Origin of the sequence: Nostoc sp. NZL, assembly GCF_015714705.1 — a bacterium.
GTDB classification, from domain to species: domain Bacteria; phylum Cyanobacteriota; class Cyanobacteriia; order Cyanobacteriales; family Nostocaceae; genus Nostoc; species Nostoc foliaceum_A.
This window is the reverse complement of sequence record NZ_WBKL01000078.1, coordinates 17,244-35,359: the sequence shown is the minus strand read 5'-3', so window position 1 is coordinate 35,359 and position 18,116 is coordinate 17,244. Positions and strand designations below refer to the sequence as shown.

General features: G+C 43.0%; 12 protein-coding genes and 1 pseudogene. 10 read left to right on the top strand and 3 right to left on the bottom strand.

The features are described 5' to 3' along the window. From F8R90_RS11305 to F8R90_RS11275, 7 genes and pseudogenes are all read left to right on the top strand, one after another. A pseudogene (locus F8R90_RS11305) lies at positions 1-659 on the top strand (photosystem II D2 protein (photosystem q(a) protein)); the annotation flags it as partial. Positions 660-1,441: 782 nt separating this feature from the next. Further along, positions 1,442-1,723: a 4a-hydroxytetrahydrobiopterin dehydratase gene (locus tag F8R90_RS11300; protein ID WP_196510816.1), complete on the top strand. Its 282-nt coding sequence runs from the start codon at positions 1,442-1,444 to the stop codon at positions 1,721-1,723. Positions 1,724-2,347: 624 nt separating this feature from the next. Further along, positions 2,348-4,060 (top strand): iron uptake porin, encoded by a 1,713-nt coding sequence (locus F8R90_RS11295; RefSeq protein ID WP_190896349.1) that lies wholly within the window; start codon positions 2,348-2,350, stop codon positions 4,058-4,060. Between the two features lie 429 nt (positions 4,061-4,489). Then, positions 4,490-4,927, top strand: coding sequence for an RrF2 family transcriptional regulator (locus tag F8R90_RS11290; RefSeq protein WP_196510815.1), 438 nt, complete (start codon positions 4,490-4,492; stop codon positions 4,925-4,927). Positions 4,928-5,279: 352 nt separating this feature from the next. Next, positions 5,280-6,242: a cysteine synthase A gene (gene cysK / locus F8R90_RS11285; protein WP_190896346.1), complete on the top strand. Its 963-nt coding sequence runs from the start codon at positions 5,280-5,282 to the stop codon at positions 6,240-6,242. Positions 6,243-6,257: 15 nt separating this feature from the next. After that, positions 6,258-6,965, top strand: a complete 708-nt coding sequence (locus F8R90_RS11280) for a J domain-containing protein (RefSeq protein ID WP_196510814.1) — start codon at positions 6,258-6,260, stop codon at positions 6,963-6,965. Positions 6,966-7,063: 98 nt separating this feature from the next. Then, positions 7,064-7,936 carry a 6-carboxytetrahydropterin synthase gene (locus tag F8R90_RS11275; RefSeq protein ID WP_196510813.1) on the top strand — a complete coding sequence of 291 codons (873 nt, stop codon included), beginning with the start codon at positions 7,064-7,066 and terminating at the stop codon, positions 7,934-7,936. Between the two features lie 111 nt (positions 7,937-8,047). Here F8R90_RS11275 and F8R90_RS11270 read toward each other — a convergent pair whose 3' ends face one another. Both F8R90_RS11270 and F8R90_RS11265 read right to left on the bottom strand, forming a co-directional pair. Further along, the gene (locus F8R90_RS11270; protein ID WP_196510812.1) at positions 8,048-9,043 is read right to left on the bottom strand and encodes a PrsW family intramembrane metalloprotease; all 996 of its coding nucleotides are present in this window, start codon (positions 9,041-9,043) and stop codon (positions 8,048-8,050) included. Continuing rightward, positions 9,036-9,956 (bottom strand): class I SAM-dependent methyltransferase, encoded by a 921-nt coding sequence (locus tag F8R90_RS11265; protein WP_196510811.1) that lies wholly within the window; start codon positions 9,954-9,956, stop codon positions 9,036-9,038. Before F8R90_RS11265 ends, F8R90_RS11270 begins: the two co-directional genes overlap by 8 nt. Positions 9,957-10,251: 295 nt before the next feature. Here F8R90_RS11265 and mscL point away from each other — a divergent pair, with 295 nt between their 5' ends. Further along, the gene (gene mscL / locus F8R90_RS11260) at positions 10,252-10,683 is read left to right on the top strand and encodes a large conductance mechanosensitive channel protein MscL (RefSeq protein WP_196510810.1); all 432 of its coding nucleotides are present in this window, start codon (positions 10,252-10,254) and stop codon (positions 10,681-10,683) included. Positions 10,684-10,784: 101 nt separating this feature from the next. On the opposite strand, the gene F8R90_RS11255 is transcribed toward mscL, so the two are convergent. Continuing rightward, on the bottom strand, positions 10,785-12,464 hold the full coding sequence (locus F8R90_RS11255; RefSeq protein ID WP_196510809.1) for a DUF3352 domain-containing protein: 1,680 nt from the start codon (positions 12,462-12,464) through the stop codon (positions 10,785-10,787). A gap of 553 nt (positions 12,465-13,017) precedes the next feature. Between F8R90_RS11255 and F8R90_RS11250 the strand changes: the two genes are divergently transcribed. Both F8R90_RS11250 and F8R90_RS11245 read left to right on the top strand, forming a co-directional pair. Continuing rightward, positions 13,018-15,609, top strand: coding sequence for a M1 family metallopeptidase (locus tag F8R90_RS11250; RefSeq protein WP_196510808.1), 2,592 nt, complete (start codon positions 13,018-13,020; stop codon positions 15,607-15,609). 767 nt (positions 15,610-16,376) lie between these two features. Further along, entirely contained in the window at positions 16,377-18,101 is a 1,725-nt protein-coding gene (locus tag F8R90_RS11245) for an ABC1 kinase family protein (protein ID WP_196510807.1), read from the top strand. The last annotated feature ends 15 nt before the right edge of the window (positions 18,102-18,116 follow it).

The following is an 18,116-nucleotide window of genomic DNA, read 5'->3' as shown; positions in this document are numbered from 1 at the left end:
GTCTAGTAGGTATCCGTCCTTACAACGCCCTGGCCTTCTCCGCTCCGATTGCGGTATTCGTCAGCGTATTCCTGATGTACCCCTTGGGACAATCAAGCTGGTTCTTTGCACCCAGCTTTGGTGTGGCAGCAATTTTCCGGTTCCTGCTATTCCTGCAAGGCTTCCACAACTGGACACTCAACCCCTTCCACATGATGGGTGTTGCGGGTGTATTGGGTGGTGCTCTCTTGTGTGCCATTCACGGTGCCACAGTCGAAAATACCTTGTTTGAAGACGGTGATGGTGCTAACACCTTCCGCGCCTTCAATCCTACCCAGTCTGAAGAAACCTACTCAATGGTGACGGCAAACCGTTTCTGGTCACAGATTTTCGGGATTGCTTTCTCTAACAAGCGCTGGTTGCACTTCTTTATGTTGTTCGTGCCAGTCACAGGCTTGTGGATGAGCGCCGTCGGCATCGTCGGTTTAGCACTCAACCTGCGGGCTTATGATTTCGTCTCCCAAGAATTGCGGGCGGCGGAAGACCCTGAGTTTGAAACCTTCTATACCAAAAACATTTTGCTGAACGAGGGTATCCGCGCTTGGATGGCTCCTCAAGATCAACCCCACGAACAATTTGTATTCCCTGAGGAAGTTCTACCTCGCGGTAACGCTCTCTAATGTTAAAAGTCGACCATGATTTGAATTAGGGTTGTGGTTGCAGAAAATTGACACCACCCAGATTAAATAATCTCCTTGGAATAAGCCAATAAAGTGTCAATATTCCCCATTCTCCAGTCATCTCCCGCCTTTTGGTGGGGGATTTTTTTATATATGGTTAATATCTTTAAATTTATGTGTTATGTTAGGTGAAGGTTATAAACCCAGAGTAAAAACTCTGCCCTTTTGAGACTAAGACCGCTTAGGCAATAAGGAGGTGATGCCCATGATAGAAAGTAGTAAATGCATGGGTCATCAGGTTGCAGTTAGCCGGCTGCGCGCCGGGGCTGTTCTCTAAAAGTTAGCCTTAGTCATCTTTGAGATACTAAGTTAGCTCAAGTAGCTAGGCAAGCTCGGAGTTCCTTCCGGCAGTCTGGTTGCAACCTGAAGACCCGCTAGACCGCTCTGACTTAGATCGCCTGATCTAAATCAGAGCGGATAGTTTTTTATGGGTGACTTTATGTATCAATGGTTACTTTTGAAAATTTAAGATAGCGATGCCTGCGGCGGGCAAAGCCAACGTGTTTAACTTTTCTTAAAAATAAAAATATCTTGTATACAAACCTTGGCGTCTGACCAAATGTGAGCAATAAGGTCTATCTACTAAGTCTGATTTAAATATGTACATACGCATTATGCCCTAGTTTATCCTCCCATCTTTTCTCTGTAGAGAATAAAAGGGATTTAATTTGATGAAATACATAATGTGATCAAGACAATACAAAAAATAGGAATTTTTTGATATGGCACAACTACTCACTGAGGCAGAAATTCAAGAACATACAAAAGTTTTGTCAGGTTGGACTGTTGAAGGCTCCAAGTTGCAAATTACCCGCACATTCAAGAATTTTATCCAAGCAATTGAGTTTGTCAATAAGCTGGTTGAGCCTGCTGAGTCGGCAGGACATCATCCAGATATAGAGATTTCCTACAACAAAGTGAAGATTACACTCACAACACATGATGCAGGTGGGCTGACGCAGGCTGACTTTGATGTAGCACAGGCGATTTCCCAAATCAACTAAGTGATTTCTTTTGACATCTTGCACTAGGAAACTGGAAGTCACCGCAACGAAAGACGCAGCGCGTAGCAAGCTTTAAGAGTAGAATTACGTGTTTTACTTTGGAGTGCGCGGGTTTCAAAACCCTTGATTCCTAAGCTGGTGTTTGTGATCAAAATAGCAGACAAACTAGCCCGCTGAAAGGCTCTGCTATGTTTGTATAGCCGAATCAGTGTGTTTTAACTAGTATGCGATTTCTAGTAGGGCTAAGTGGAAGAAGTGATTTTTACTGACAAACTGCTAAGTGTCTAAGCTTTGATCAATTTAGCCTGCGTAGGGAGTGAATGCCTTAGACGCTACTCCCTGCTTAGATATTTAGATAATTATATGTGACAGTTATTAAGGCGATCGCTGTGATCTTGCCATCTAGATCAGATGTTTTATAATGTTATGATATAAAGATATGTTTTTGCATAAGTTAATCACATAAGTTTTTAACCCTAAGTTAATCGTTTATTAGCTTTGCAAAAACTAAAATTGTAGTAGTGGCAACTATGCCTCATCCACAGGTTTCAATGAGATGTCGCATTTTTGAGATTTTAGGTGCAACGAATACAATTATCTAAACAAGGTGTGAGGAGTAAAGAGATGTCTAGTATATTGTGGAAATCCTTAGTGGTTAGCCCAGCAGTTTTGGGAGCAACATTGTTAGTTTCAGCAACAGCAATTGCGGCTCCAAACACAACCACTGAAGTATCACCAGTCGGACAACCAGGTGTAACTGAAGTTGCCCAACAGCCAGAAATATTGGCTCAAACAACCATAGATCAAGTTAATCGCTACAGCAACGAAGGTAGCCAAAATAATTCTCAGTCTCAAGTAACATCGGTTTCTCAATTTTCCGACGTACAACCTACAGACTGGGCATTCCAAGCATTGCAGTCCTTGGTTGAGCGCTATGGTTGTATTGCAGGTTACCCAAATGCTACTTATCGCGGTAACCGTGCTTTGACCCGTTACGAATTTGCCGCTGGCTTGAACGCCTGTTTGGATCGGGTTAACGAATTGATTGCCACAGCAACAGCTGACTTGGTGACCAAACAAGATTTAGCTACCTTACAACGGTTACAAGAAGAATTTTCCGCAGAATTGGCAACCCTACGCGGTCGCGTCGATTCCTTAGAAGCGCGGACTGCGGAATTGGAAGCTAATCAGTTCTCCACTACTACCAAACTAGTCGGTGAAGCCATTTTTGCCGTTACTGATGTGTTTGGGGGTGAGACTGGTGATGCTAATAATACTGTCTTCCAAGATAGGGTGCGTTTAAACTTACAAACCAGCTTCACTGGTAGAGACGTTTTAACTACCCGTCTCTCTGCTGGTAATGCACAAGCCTTTTCATTAGTGGATAATGCTGGTGCTGGTATCAACACTGCTGAAGGTACACAAACTTTTCAAGTTGGTAGCACAGGTAACAACAGCGTCAAAATAGACCGATTGACCTATGAAGCTCCCGTAGGCCCAGCCCAAGTTTATCTCGCAGCTAGTGGTGGACGACACAGCCATTATGCAGCCGTCAATAATCCTTACTTTTTTGACAACACTGATGGCGGTAACGGCGCTTTATCTAGCTTTGCTTCTGAAAGTCCCATCTATCGGATTGGTGGTGGTGCAGGTATAGCGGTCAATTTACCTCTTGGCCAAGGTGGTGGCATTCTAGGAAATAGCTCAATCACTGCGGGTTACTTGGCATCGGAAGCTAATAATCCTACTCTTAGTTCAGGTCTGACCAACGGTGACTACGCAGCTCTTGGACAGTTAAACTTTAGTGTTAGCGATCGCTTGGCTTTAGCTGCTACCTACGTCCACGGATATAGTGCAGGTGGTTCTTTATTCAACTCAGGTTCCACATCAGATGGAACTTTTGGAGAGGTTGTAGTAGGTACTGGACAAGCTAACACTTTATTAGGTGCAGGTTCCAGCAACTCCTACGGTGTGTCGGCTGCATTTAGACCTAGCGACAAGCTGTCAATTAGTGGCTTCGTCTCTTACCACGATGTCACAGGTGTCGGTATAGGTGATGATTATGAAGCTTGGAGCTATGGTGTCGGTGTAGCCTTACCTGATTTTGGTAAACAGGGTAACGTTTTAGGTATTTTTGCTGGTGCACAGCCCTATTCCTTTAACCGACCAGGTTTTGCTGGTAATGATACACCCTATCAATTTGAAGGCTTCTACAAATATCGTGTGTCGGATAACATCTCAGTGACTCCTGGCGTAATTTGGTTAACCTCTCCTGGTCAAAGCAGCGCTAACGACGATGCAATTATCGGTACGCTGAGAACAACTTTCACCTTCTAGAGTATTGACTATCAATTGACAATTTTGAACTTTATTGCTCCCCGCCATCAGGCGGGGCTTTTTGTTGTCCGTAGCAACAACAAATAAAGAAACCCCAGTAGGTAACCGGAGTATACTAGAAGAGTTAGGAGTTGTTAGTTAGAAGTTATGAGTTATGAGTTATGAAGGGTTTTATGTGAATAGACCACAGTAGGGTAGACATTTTAATGTTCACCCTAGCAGCGACGAACTTCTAACTTAGGCTGTGAGCAACTTTTTCTGAGCGAGCTTTTTTCATAGAAGTTAGCGGTATAAAGTTAGATATTACGTAATATCCTAACTCTGCCAATTTTAGATTTTGGATTGAAGAAAAAATCTAAAATTCAAATTGAATGGCTCCCAACTCCTAACTGATAATTCCTAACTCCTAACCCTAACTTGTTACTACTTGTGGAACTATCGTGTAAATCAGAATACGCAATTCTAGCCTTATTAGAGATGGCCGCTCATTACGAAAGTGGCGAACCGCTGCAAATTCGACAAATTGCAGCACAACAAAACATACCCGATCGCTATCTGGAACAGCTACTAGCAACCATGAGGCGTGGGGGTATAGTCAAAAGTCAGCGCGGGTCAAAAGGTGGCTATTTATTAATGCGAGAACCCCGGAAAATCATCCTTTTTGAGATTTTGGAATGTTTAGAAGGGTTGGAGGTGGGAACCTGTGAAGAAAACGTTAATTCTAAAACGGTAGACAGCTCGATTATAGAAGAAATCTGGCAAGAAGCAAGTCGCGCGGCAAATTCAGTGTTGCAAAAGTATACGCTCCAGGATCTTTGTGAAAAACGAGATTCACGGCGGCAATTGGATATCATGTACTACATTTAGTCAAGAGTTATTTGTTATTGGTTATTTGACCCTTAAAGGATGTTTGGAAAGCCGTAAAGTATACTACTCATCTCTCTCCAAACCCCTCCCCAAAAGGTCGAGAAGCTTTGAAACCTCGATTCTCTACAAGTGAATTGGGGCTGGGAGGCTAGGTTTTTGAAATTTTAGTATTAGCAATAATACTTTTAAAACACCCTCTTAGGGGTGACACTCTGTTTCCGACGCTCGTTACTCGCTATCGCTAACGCCAGTTCCCTAGTTTTAGAAACCCGCATACCCTGCGGGAACGTCAAAGCCTAACAGGACTGACTTTTGACAAATGACTCTTGACTAAGTATCTAAGGACTAAATTATGCGAATTGCTCATAACATTACAGAACTGGTTGGTCGTACACCCCTAGTGCAGCTCAACCGCATTCCCCAAACAGAAGGATGTTTTGCTGAAATTTTGGTGAAGCTGGAAAGTATGAACCCATCGGCATCAGTCAAAGACCGGATTGGAGTAAGTATGATTAACGCCGCCGAAGAAGAGGGGCTGATTACTCCTGGGAAGACAGTATTGGTAGAACCCACTTCTGGCAACACAGGAATTGCCCTAGCAATGGCAGCAGCAGCCAAGGGTTATCGATTAATTTTGACAATGCCAGAGACAATGAGTGGGGAGCGACGAGCAATGTTGCGGGCCTATGGAGCAGAACTGGAACTAACGCCAGGAATGGAAGGCATGAGTGGGGCAATTGGGCGAGCGCAACAAATAGTTAACACTACACCAAATACCTATATGTTGCAGCAGTTCCGCAATCCAGCCAATGCAAAAGTGCATCGGGAAACTACTGCCCTTGAAATCTGGGAAGATACCGATGGACAAGTAGATATGATCGTCGCAGGGGTGGGCACAGGTGGTACGATCACTGGTGTAGCAGAAGTGATTAAAGCACGCAAGCCTAATTCTAAGGCGATCGCTGTTGAACCAGCCAATAGCCCAGTTTTATCTGGGGGACGACCAGGACCCCACAAAATCCAGGGAATTGGTGCTGGGTTTATTCCCCAAGTTCTAAAGATAAAATTAATTGATGAAGTGATTACCGTCACTGACGAAGAAGCGATCGCCTACAGTCGACGTTTGGCAAAAGAAGAAGGGCTACTATCTGGTATTTCCACTGGAGCAGCTTTATGTGCAGCAATTCGCGTTGCCCAACGTCAAGAAAATAAGGGACGCTTAATTGTGATGATTCAGCCCAGTTTTGGTGAGAGGTATTTAAGTACGCCGTTGTTTCAAGACCTGGAGGCAAGGTTAGCCACTAGCGTCAGTTAACGATAAATTGAATTAATGGTCAATTCCAAGCACGTTTCTAACCATTACGAAACTCTCAAAGTTAGTCCAAGTGCCAGCCAAGCGGAGATTAAGCAAGCTTATCGCCGCTTGGTTAAGTTATTTCATCCTGACAGTAATCAGGAAACAGCCGATCACGAGCAGATTATCCGCATCAATGCAGCCTATGAGGTCTTAGGCGACAACCAAAATCGCCGCAATTATGACCAAAAACTGCAAGATGACTCTGAAAAATTAAATAGCGATCGCCAACAACGTACAGCATCAGCGCAAAAGCATTACCAGACAAGACGAAAAACAGGACGGGATGTTGACGAGCAAGTTGAGGAATGGCTGCGTCAAGTATACCAGCCAGTAAATCGCTTGCTTTGTACTATTCTTTATTCGTTAGAAGAACAAATGGAGCAATTAGCTGCTGATCCCTTTGATGATGAGTTATTAGACGAATTTCAGGAATACTTAAAAACCTGTCGAGATGATCTCAAGCAGGCACAAATTACTTTTCGCTCCCTGCCGAATCCGCCTAGTTTAGCAAGAACAGCCGCTCATCTCTACTACAGCCTGGATCAAGTAGCAGATGGACTCGAAGAGTTGGCTTATTTTCCTTTGAACTACGATGAGCGTTATTTGCACACAGGTCATGAACTATTCCGCATAGCTACGAGATTGCACTGTGAGGCGCAAGCGTCTGTAAATAGTCATTAGTCAAATAACAAATGACTAATGACAACTGATAAAGAAATTAGTTTATGCTGGAAACAGAGAAAGATTAAGAAATTTTAAATTCTGTTCATAGTGTACTCATGCAATGCATTGTTAATCGCCGCGCCCAGTTTTCGGCAAGTCATCGTTATTGGTTGCCAGAACTGAGTGAAGCCGAAAATATTGAGAAATTTGGTGCTTGCTCTAGATTTCCGGGACACGGACATAACTATGTCTTATTTATCTCCCTAGCCGGGGAATTGGATGAATATGGCATGGTGCTGAACTTGTCTGATGTAAAACAGGTAATTAAACGGGAAGTTACCAGTCAATTGGACTTCTCTTATCTCAACGATGTGTGGGCAGAATTTCAACAAACTCTGCCCACCACTGAGAATATTGCACGGATTATTTGGCAGCGGCTAGCACCCCACTTGCCTTTAGTTCGTGTGCAGTTATTTGAACATCCTGAACTTTGGGCAGATTATATGGGAAACGCAATGGAAGCCTACCTCACTATCAGTACTCACTTTAGTGCCGCCCATCGGTTAGCTCACCCTAACCTCAGTAATGAAGAAAACACTGAGATTTATGGTAAGTGCGCCCGTCCCCACGGTCACGGACACAACTATCATCTAGAAGTCACCGTGAAAGGGGAAATTGATCTACGCACTGGGATGATTGTCGATTTAGGTGCCCTGAATCAAGTTATAGAAAATTATGTGGTAGAGCCATTCGATCACACCTTTTTAAACAAAGACATTTCTTACTTTGCCGAAGTTGTACCCACTGCTGAGAATATCGCACTTTACATTAGTAATTTACTGCGATCGCCCATTCAGGAACTGGGAGCTAAACTTTACAAAGTGAAACTGATTGAAAGTCCCAATAACTCCTGCGAAATCTACTGTAATGAATCAGAATCAAATTCAGTCAGTGCAGCTGTTAGTCAACCAGTATTGGCACGAGTTTAGCTAATTGAAAATCCAGGCATAGGACATAGGGAATTTATATTATCCCCATGCCCATGCCTAATACCCAATGCCCCATGTTCTATCCCTAAGATTTTTCTTCTAAATCATATTTTAAAAATATCGACGACGAGCGGAATGTCGCAAATAGCGATAAATACCCCAGGCTAAAACTCCGAAAAAGAGATTTAATAAAAAGCGACTAAATATAAACCACAAAATATCAGCATCAAAAAGCTTTGACGGACTCAAAGGACTAAGAATCCTGGCTAAGAGAAACAGCCCAAAAATAGCATTTCCACCCAGCACTAGAGCAAACACCACTAAACTTCTCTGCCAGTAACGGCGCTGGGGTGTACCGTCTGAAATCAGGAGAATTGCAGGGTTGCCTTGCACTTTTCGCAGTAATTGTTCCAGTCGCCAAAACATCCACAACAGAAACGGAAATAAACCATAACTCAGGAAAGGTAGGGGTAGTGGGTAACGCCAAGCACTAGATAGCACATTAACCAGGGCATGACAAATTACAGAATTTAGCCAAGCCCTAAAAATAAACTTTCTGTCTCGATTTAACCGAGTATTAGAGGAAATATATATTGCCAACCCATAGCCCCAAGGCGCAGAGAACATAGCGTGGACTGGCGTGCCGATAGCACGGTCAAGAATTGATGCTGTACCGTGGTAAAGGTAAATCCAGTTCTCTTCGGCAGTGAATCCAAGGGCAACGGCTATGGTGAACAGGAAAACGGTAGAGGGGAGTAATCGATACCTGCGTTGCAGATAGCAGGTTGGAAAAACAACCGCTGCTAACTTGCAGCCTTCTTCAATTGAACCTACTTCCACAAGCTGACGCAACGCTACACCAAAAAGCGTAGACGCGCACCTGCTGGGCGGTAGGCATCGCTTAATCTGATACCAGTCTAAAACCCAGTTAACTACAATTTCAAAAATCCATTCGAGGCTAAGGGCTAAGATACCAGATATTGCCCCGATGATAAAGAACATCAGTAACCTTAACAGAGGCGGGGCAAATGGCACCCGATAGTAGTAGTAGCCTAGCAGCAGCAAGGGTGGTATTGCTGCCCACAGCATTAGAAAAAAATCAACCACTCACCTGAGCGATCGCTGTGCGGTGACGGTGGGTATTGTTAGTGATAGTGGGAGTTTGGAAACCTGCGTCAACAATAGCCTGTTCAATGTCCAAAGCAAAATATTCATCTAAATACGGTTCAGTACTTTTGAGCAAAGTCAAAATGTAAGGTGGCATTTTCTGGTAAACTTCTGACTTAGGATTCATGTCCATGATTGCCAAGTAGCCACCAGGACGCAGCACGCGTCGCATTTCAGCAAAAATTTGGTGAGTTACTGACTGAGGTAATTCGTGACACATCAAGAAAATAGAGACTAAATCAAATGAGGCATCTGGTAGTCCAGTTGATTCCGCTTGGGCATGAAGCCAGTTAATTTTAGCTTGACGTTGTTGGGCGCGGTAATTTGCAACGGCTAAGAAGTAGGGAGATAAGTCCAAGCCTGTAATTTTGGCATGGGGATAAATTTCTTGCATGGTAAATGTACTCAAACCCACACCGCAGGCCAAATCTAGGATGTCTTGGGGTTGATTGGGAATTTGCGCCTTGAGGATATCGTGGTAACTTTGCCGCAGTTTAGCATCTCCTTGTGCTCCAGCATCTTGCCAAATTCCGGCATGGACGGTACGGGCAGCAACTTCTAGCTCCCAAGCCGCTTTCCAACTAAGGTCTCCGCCTTCGTAGGCATGGAATGGCCGCAAGTAGTATTCTGGGTAGGAAAGCTCAGGATTTTGTACTTGAGCTAGATCGACCTTCCAATCACGCGCTTGTAGTATTTCGACTTCTTGCGTCCAAGGCACACCAATTCTCTGGGCACGTTTAATCATCATTTGTCTAGCTTGATGCTTGGCTAGATCGGCTAAAGGCTTGATTGCCAGTACGCCATTTACCAAGCGGGAAGCGAAGCCAGGAGTAGTATTTACAGTAGCAGTCATAAATTAATTTGCGTTCAATAGCTTTTTTACTTATGACATACTTGCTGGAGACCAGTCTAGATGCAAATTGAATTGCATGACGCGTGGAGACCAATGTCATAGAAACTTGACATCAAAAGTTTAGTGTGATTTGCATTTTTATAGAATCACACTGTTCTCCAATTTATACTTGATCACAGCCATTCATTAAAGATTGGCAAGATTTCGATACTTAGCAAAATCTATCTCAACAGAGAGGGCAAAAACTTGAGCGCCATATAAAAAAAGACTACAACTAACTTATTGAGTCTCAAGTATGGCAAGAGCAAGAAGAAGAGCAAATGGCTTTTTAAGGGATTTTCAAGAATTTGCCCTTAAAGGCAATGTAGTTGACTTAGCGATCGCCGTCATCATTGGTACTGCTTTTGGCAAGATTATTACTTCCTTTGTTGAAGATGTAATCATGCCATTGATTAATCCTTTGGTTAGTTTTACTGGCAAAGACTGGAGAACAATCACCATTAGTCCGGGAATCAAGATTGGTGAGTTTCTTGGCGCAATAGTTGACTTTGTAATCATTGCCTTAATTTTATTTGTGGCAATTCGAGCCTTACAAAAATTCAAGAGACAAGAAGAAGTCGCCGATGAACCTTTGCCAGATCCTAACCTTGTAGCCCAAGAAAGATTGATTGGCGCGTTGGATAGACTCAACCAAACCTTGGAAACTCGGAATAATCAAGTTTTGTAAGTGGAGGGATCTGGGCAGACAAGGGAACTAGGTAACTTGAGTGAGAACTTGCAACAAGTCTTTCTCCTTATCCCCTTATCCTCTTCCCCATGCCCAATGCCCTATTTTGCAGAAGGCTTGAGAGCTAACAACATCTCTAATTCACTGGTGGATTTATCGGGGCTATTGGCGGTAAAACCAAGACCACGAATGGAACTCAGAATGGTTATGGTATTGGCGTTAGATGAGATTAAACTCTTGATCAAGGGCACAGTTTTAGTTTTATCCATATCCAGGTAGAAATAGCCGCCGTTGGGCTTGTGCAAAGAACCAGTAACGGCTTTGAAGGCATCGCTATTGTCGAGAGATTGATTCTTGCGATCGGCAACTGCGTCAGCAACTGGGCCACCAACAGCTACAAATACAGTGTCTTGATCCAGCCAACCATGTGCCAATAAAGCTCCTTGTCGGGGGATTTGCCATTCAGTTACGTCTTTACCACCGATATTTCTATTAGCGATGTTGATTTGTTGGGTTTTGGCAAGGGTATCCAATTTTGTTAAAGTGGCTTCGGCAGTTTTGCGATCGCTAGTGTCAAATACTAAAGCACCTCCAAAACCAACACTCGCTAACACCCCTTGATTTGATGGAATCGCACCAAAAGCAAATTCCCCATTCATCCAGCCAAAAATATCTTTATCCAGGTCAATATTGGCAAATTTCAGTTGTCCTCGTACTTGTTCAAGACCTTGCATCATTTCTGGATAATCTTTTGACTGTTCTACTAGCGTTTCCCAGCCACGGCTGATGCCATTTCCGCTAACTAAAGCAAAGGTATCAGTGGGAAATTGCCCTACTATATTTCCAGGACTTGATTGATACTGAAATTTATTTAGTTGCGGATCTAAATTAGCGATCGCTTTTACCCGCACTCCCGCATCATCAACACCAACACCCGCTACCACAGATTTTATCTGTTTCAGTTGCGTCAAGGCTTGTGGAGGTAACTGCTTTGCCTGCGGGCTTCCGGCTGCTAATTGCTGTACCATACTCGCATAATCTGGTACATAAATTTGGGCGAGGCTGTTTTTGACATCCACTCCTTTGTTGAGAATGGTGCTTGCACCTTCTTTACTGGCAAAAGAAGGCTGTCCCTTAAAGGTGTCAATTGCTTTTTCTACAGCTTGTTTTTCGGGGGCTAATACTAAATGACTATTATTTAAAACTACGCTATATGTCGGCTTGCCTTTTTCTGTAGTTTCGATAATTTTTTGACCTTGGTAGTCAGATTCCTGGAATTTCACCCCTTTTTGTGACTTCAATTTATTAGCAAAATTCAAGGCACTGAGTTGATCTTTGATTCCTACTACTATCAGGATATTTGATTCTTGCTGTAAATTTGTTGGTACATTAGATTCCCCGGACGGCACTTTTAACTGCGCCGGTTTGACAGGATTCGGTGGTAATACAGCAATCATCACACCACCAGCCCAAGGCTTTATGTCTTTTTCATAAGAAACATTACTGTCACTGAACATTTGCTTATTGAAATCTTCCAGACCTTTTGCCACTAACTTTTGTGCTTCTGGAGTGCCAAACTGCTGTAACTTTGCCCAGGCTTGAGGGTCAGTACTAATATAAGTTGCCATCAATGCTGTTGAAGGGACTACTTTAGCACTACCTAGAGCGTCTGAGCTACCTCCTGATGGGACTTTAAAATACATATAAGCCGCTATACTTCCTGCTACTACTACAGCAGCACCAACAGCAGGAATCAAAAACTTTGATTTACTTTCGGGCATTTTGTTATCCTCATTTGCTCAGATTGTCACCGAGATTTATACAAGTGTCATTGTAGAGTTTTCGGATTTATTAATATTTTCCGCTCATTGATCGGTATTTACTGATAAAATTAGTAGTCCTATAAGCTAGCAGTCTAAAATAATTACTCTAAAAAATACTTCAAGGCGATGAGGGGCGAATCCGCAAATGATATGCTGTTCATCTCAAAGAAAATAGCCTGCTCAACAGCGGCAAGCTATCCTAAGTTATAAGAATAATTAGGAGTATTTGTACTTAAGGAGAATCTATCGAGGTGCAAGAGACTCTTGACTCGATGACAAAAAAGTGCAAAACATCAGAAAAAGTAAATGCGGGAGGGATATGGAAAAAAGTCCAAGGATCGGCAGCCGACCTTCGGAAATTTGGGTGAGATTAATTTCAATCCCCCAATCCCCAAGGGGAATTTTAACCCCCATACTGCCCTATTGAATTGGGAAATACAGATACCGCTATTTTGCTTAATTACATCCAGCCAAGCCAGACTTTTCAGGATTACAAGGTCAGTAAGGATCAATGTCGAAGTCTTATTTTGATACAGATAATAACGGACACAAACCTTTTGAGTTACCGGGAGCAAGACCACACTACAACCCCGATCGCCCCGGACAGGTAGAGCATATTTTTCTCGATCTCAGCTTGGATATCCCCAAGCAAAGCTATCAGGGCAGTTGTAGCATTCGCCTCTTGCCAATCCGTAATGGCATTGACCGTTTGACTTTGGATGCTGTCAACCTGAATATCGAGTCTGTGCAGGTGGACGATGTGCCACAAAATTTTGACTACGACGGGGAACAGCTTTCCATTCAACTTTCTGAGGCGACCCAGATTGGTAAACGCTTGCTGATTGCGATCGCCTACTCGGTGGCAAAACCGCAACGTGGTATTTATTTTATTCAACCAGACAAACACTACCCGAACAAGCCTACTCAAGTTTGGACTCAGGGAGAAGACGAGGACTCTCGCTTTTGGTTCCCCTGCTTTGACTATCCAGGACAATTGTCTACTTCAGAAATTCGCGTTCGTGTTCCCAACCCTCTCGTGGCGATTTCCAATGGCGAACTGATTGATACCACAGAAGATGGTGATTACAAAATCTACCATTGGTCACAGCAACAAGTTCATCCTACCTACCTGATGACTTTGGCAGTAGGTGACTTTGCCGAAATTCGGGATGAGTGGAACGGTAAACCAGTCACCTACTACGTAGAAAAGGGACGGGAGGAAGATGCTAAACGCAGCATGGGCAAAACTCCCCGCATGATCGAATTTTTAAGCCAAAAGTATGGTTATCCATATCCTTTCCCGAAATACGCCCAGGTTTGCGTCGATGACTTCATCTTTGGCGGGATGGAAAACACCTCCACAACCCTGTTAACAGATAGATGCTTGCTGGATGAACGCGCCGCTTTAGATAACCGCAATACCGAAAGTTTAGTCGTCCACGAACTCGCACACCAATGGTTTGGTGATTTAGTGGTGATTAAGCATTGGTCTCATGCTTGGATTAAGGAAGGGATGGCTTCCTATTCTGAGGTGATGTGGACAGAACAGGAATATAGTTTAGAAGAAGCAGCTTACTATCGTTTATTAGAAGCTCGTCGTTACATTAGTGAAGATAGCAGCCGTTATCGTCGCCCGATGGTAACGCATGTTTACCGGGAAGCTATTGAACTTTACGATCGCCACATCTACGAAAAAGGGTCTTGTGTTTATCACATGATTCGTGCCCAATTGGGAGATGAATTATTTTGGCAAGCAATTCAAACATTTATCCAAGATAATGCCCACAAAACCGTAGAAACAATAGACTTACTCAGGGCGATTGAAAAGTCTACCGGAAGAAATCTTTTGTTCCTCTTTGACCAATACGTTTATCGTGGTGGACATCCCGATTTTAAAGTAGCTTACTCTTGGGATGGAGATGCTAATTTGGCAAAAATTACGGTAACTCAAACCCAAGTTGCTGAAGGCAAAAATGGCAGTAAGGATTTATTTGATTTAAAAATACCTATTGGATTTGGCAATACTCAGCAGGAAGAAACTGTGAAACTAAAAACTTTCACAGTCCGGATAAATGAACGTGAACAAAGTTTCTACTTTCCATTAGAAAATAAGCCCCAATTTATCAGCTTCGATGTTGGCAATAATTACCTAAAAACAGTAACTTTAGAGTATCCAATACCAGAGTTAAAAGCACAATTAGAATCTGACCCCAACCCGATTTCGCGCATCTATGCAGCAGAAGCTTTGGCGAAAAAAGGCGGCTTAGAAGCTACGAAAGCACTATCTTCAGCCCTCAAAAATGACTCATTGTGGGGTGTGCGTGTGGAAGTAGCGAAACAATTAGCCCAAATTAATTTAGACCAAGCCTTTGATGGCTTAGTTCTTGGGTTAAAAGATAAAAATGCTTACGTGCGACGATCTGTAGTGGAAGCACTTGCTCAAATCAAAACTGCTGAAAGCTATAAAGTTGTGAGAGGGTTAGTGCAAAAGGGCGATCCCAGCTACTACGTGGAAGCAACAGCCTCTCGTGTAATTGGGGCGATCGCATCTGCAAACTTGGAAGAAAAACCCAAGGAAGACAAGGTATTAAAGCAACTGAAAGGCGTTTTAGAAGAAAAGGCAGGTTGGAATGAAATAGTGCGGAGTGGTGCAGTTGCTGGTTTAGCTGAATTCAAAACCTCGGAAGCAGCTTTAAATCTGCTGATCGAATACACCAAACTCGGTGTACCACAACCCCTACGTTTAGCGACAATTCGCGCTTTAGGAAAGATTTCTGTAGGTCAAAGTCCAGTTAATTTGGAACGGATTTTAGAAAAATTAACAGAACTAGCCAAAGAAAGCTTCTTTTTAACGCAAGTGGCGGTAGCAGCAGCATTAGGACAAATGGAAACACCCAAAGCAGTCGGGATTTTGCGATCGCTAGCTGAACAAACAGCTGATGGGCGTGTACGCCGCTATGCTGAAGAAGAAATTTCCAAGGTGCAAAAAAACATCGGTTCAGAAAAAACCTTGCGTCAATTGCGTGAAGATTTCGACCAACTCAAACAACAAAACCAGGAATTGAGAAGCCGTTTAGAAAATTTGGAGGCTAAATCTAAATAGGACTACATGATCATTAAAACTAGCTAATTGGTAATTGGTATTTGTGGTAAAGCCAGTACCAATTACCAAATTTATAGCAGTCATAAATGGTAATTCTGTTAAGAGTCGCGGGTTAGTTCTTCCACCTAACTATACAATTTGTCCTGCAAAAAACCGAATAGATAGATGGGCAGTTTATAACTTGCTGATTTTTAGAGCGTGAGGAGAAACCTTCTCGCTCTATATTTAGTGTCAGAATGAGCTGTAATTACAGTTACCGCAATAACCTGTGGTGCTATTTTATCAAATTCATTAATTATGGACGAGTGTTTTAGAAGACCATCACCACAGAAGTATTCAGGCAAAGCTAAATGGGTGGCTAAGACAGTCTGAATTTTAAAATGATTAAACCCAAGACAGTAATAGTACTACTGCTCCATATAAATGTTAGTAAATAAAGTTACCTAGCTATCGCATGTTATTCAAATTTCCATGTATCAAACATAGGTAAATAAATATTTATATTTTTATAAATAATGGTTAAGAAAAGATAAAATCATCTGAGACTTTGATAAGTAGTTGTAGTTTTATAAAGTATAATTAAGAAAAAGATAAACAAATCTAGGCAGTAACATAGGCTAAAATCACCACGAACATTATCCCAAAAGGGTAGAGTTCTAGGGCGTGTTTTAGATAAAAGACTACCGCTATCCTAAACTGCAACTAACTTGTGGGTTAGGAGAAAAACGATCATTGTAAATTTTTCAGTTGAAGAGGCAAAAAAAGGCGTGGGTCAGTATCAACCTGCTCAGCTAAAACTCTATAATCCAGATGCGATCGCTCGCTACTATAGTTACCGTCCCTGGCTAGCCTGGGGGCGAGTGCTGAGAATTATCTGGTCTTTTGCAGGATTTCTACTCAGTCTCAAATGGGACGAATGGCAAGATAAAGTTGAGCAGAACAAGGGTAAACGAGCTATCCAGTTGCGAGAACTGCTCACCCGCCTTGGCCCGACTTTTATTAAAGTTGGTCAAGCCCTCTCCACCAGGCCTGACCTGATACGTAAAGATTTTTTAGAAGAACTGATAAAGTTACAAGACCAGTTACCACCTTTCGATAATGCGATCGCTTACCAGATTATCGAAACTGAACTAGGTCGCCCTATTCACGAAAGCTTTAGCGAACTGTCACCTCACCCAGTCGCTGCTGCTAGCTTGGGTCAAGTATACCGGGGTCGTCTGGTGAGCGGCGAAGAAGTCGCAGTGAAGGTGCAACGCCCCAACTTACACCCGGTAATCACACGTGACCTATATTTGATGCGTTGGGCATCAGGTTGGCTGGCTCCTTGGTTGCCTTTAAATCTCGGTCACGACCTCACTTTAATTGTGGACGAGTTTGGCACGAAGTTATTTGAGGAAATTGACTATATTAATGAAGGGCGCAACGCCGAGAAATTTGCTAGCAACTTCCGCAACGACCCACAGGTAAAAGTTCCAGGCATTTACTGGCGTTACACGAATACCCATGTTTTAACCCTGGAATGGATTAACGGCTTTAAGCTGACGGATACTCAACGCATCCGCGAAGCAGGTTTAGATCCAGAAGCGATCATTCAAATTGGCGTTACCTCAGGATTGCAACAGCTTTTAGAACATGGTTTCTTCCATGCTGACCCTCATCCTGGTAATTTGTTTGCTGTGCCAGATGGTCGTATGGCTTACATTGACTTCGGCATGATGGATCAGTTGGAAGAAAGCACCAAAGAAACATTGGTAGATGCGCTAGTGCATTTGGTGAACAAAGACTACACCGACTTAGCCGAAGATTTTGTAAAATTGGGATTTCTGACTCCAGACACAAATATTTGCCCGATTGTGCCAGCATTAGAAGCGGTACTAGGTAACGCTATTGGCAAAAATGTCAAGGATTTTAACTTCAAAACTATTACCGATGAATTCTCGGAACTGATGTATGAATATCCTTTCCGAGTACCGGCGAAGTTTGCTTTGATTATTCGTTCCTTGGTGACTCAAGAAGGTATTGCCCTGAGCCTCAACCCGAATTTCAAAATTATTGAAGTGGGTTATCCCTACATAGCACGGCGGTTGCTGACAGGGGAATCGCCAGAATTACGGCGACGATTATTGAATGTGTTATTCAAAGATGGTAAATTCCAGTGGCAGCGGTTAGAGAATTTAATTGCGATCGCTCGTACCGATAGCAACTTTGATGTATTGCCCACAGCCCAGATGGGGTTCCAATATTTAATGTCAGAAGAAGGCAAGTTTTTGCGGCGACAGCTGGTGCTTGCTCTCACCGAAGATGACCGCCTCCACACCGAAGATGTCCAACGCCTGTGGAACCTAGTTAAGGATGACTTAAAACCGGATCGTTTATTAAATGTAGCGATCGGCATTTTAACAGACTTATCCAGGGAAAGTGCAGCTGCTATCCTCCCAAAAGCTAGATTTCTTGAGCCTTTTGCTGGAAACCAGTCAACAAACAAAAAGTAAAAAATTTTTAATAAT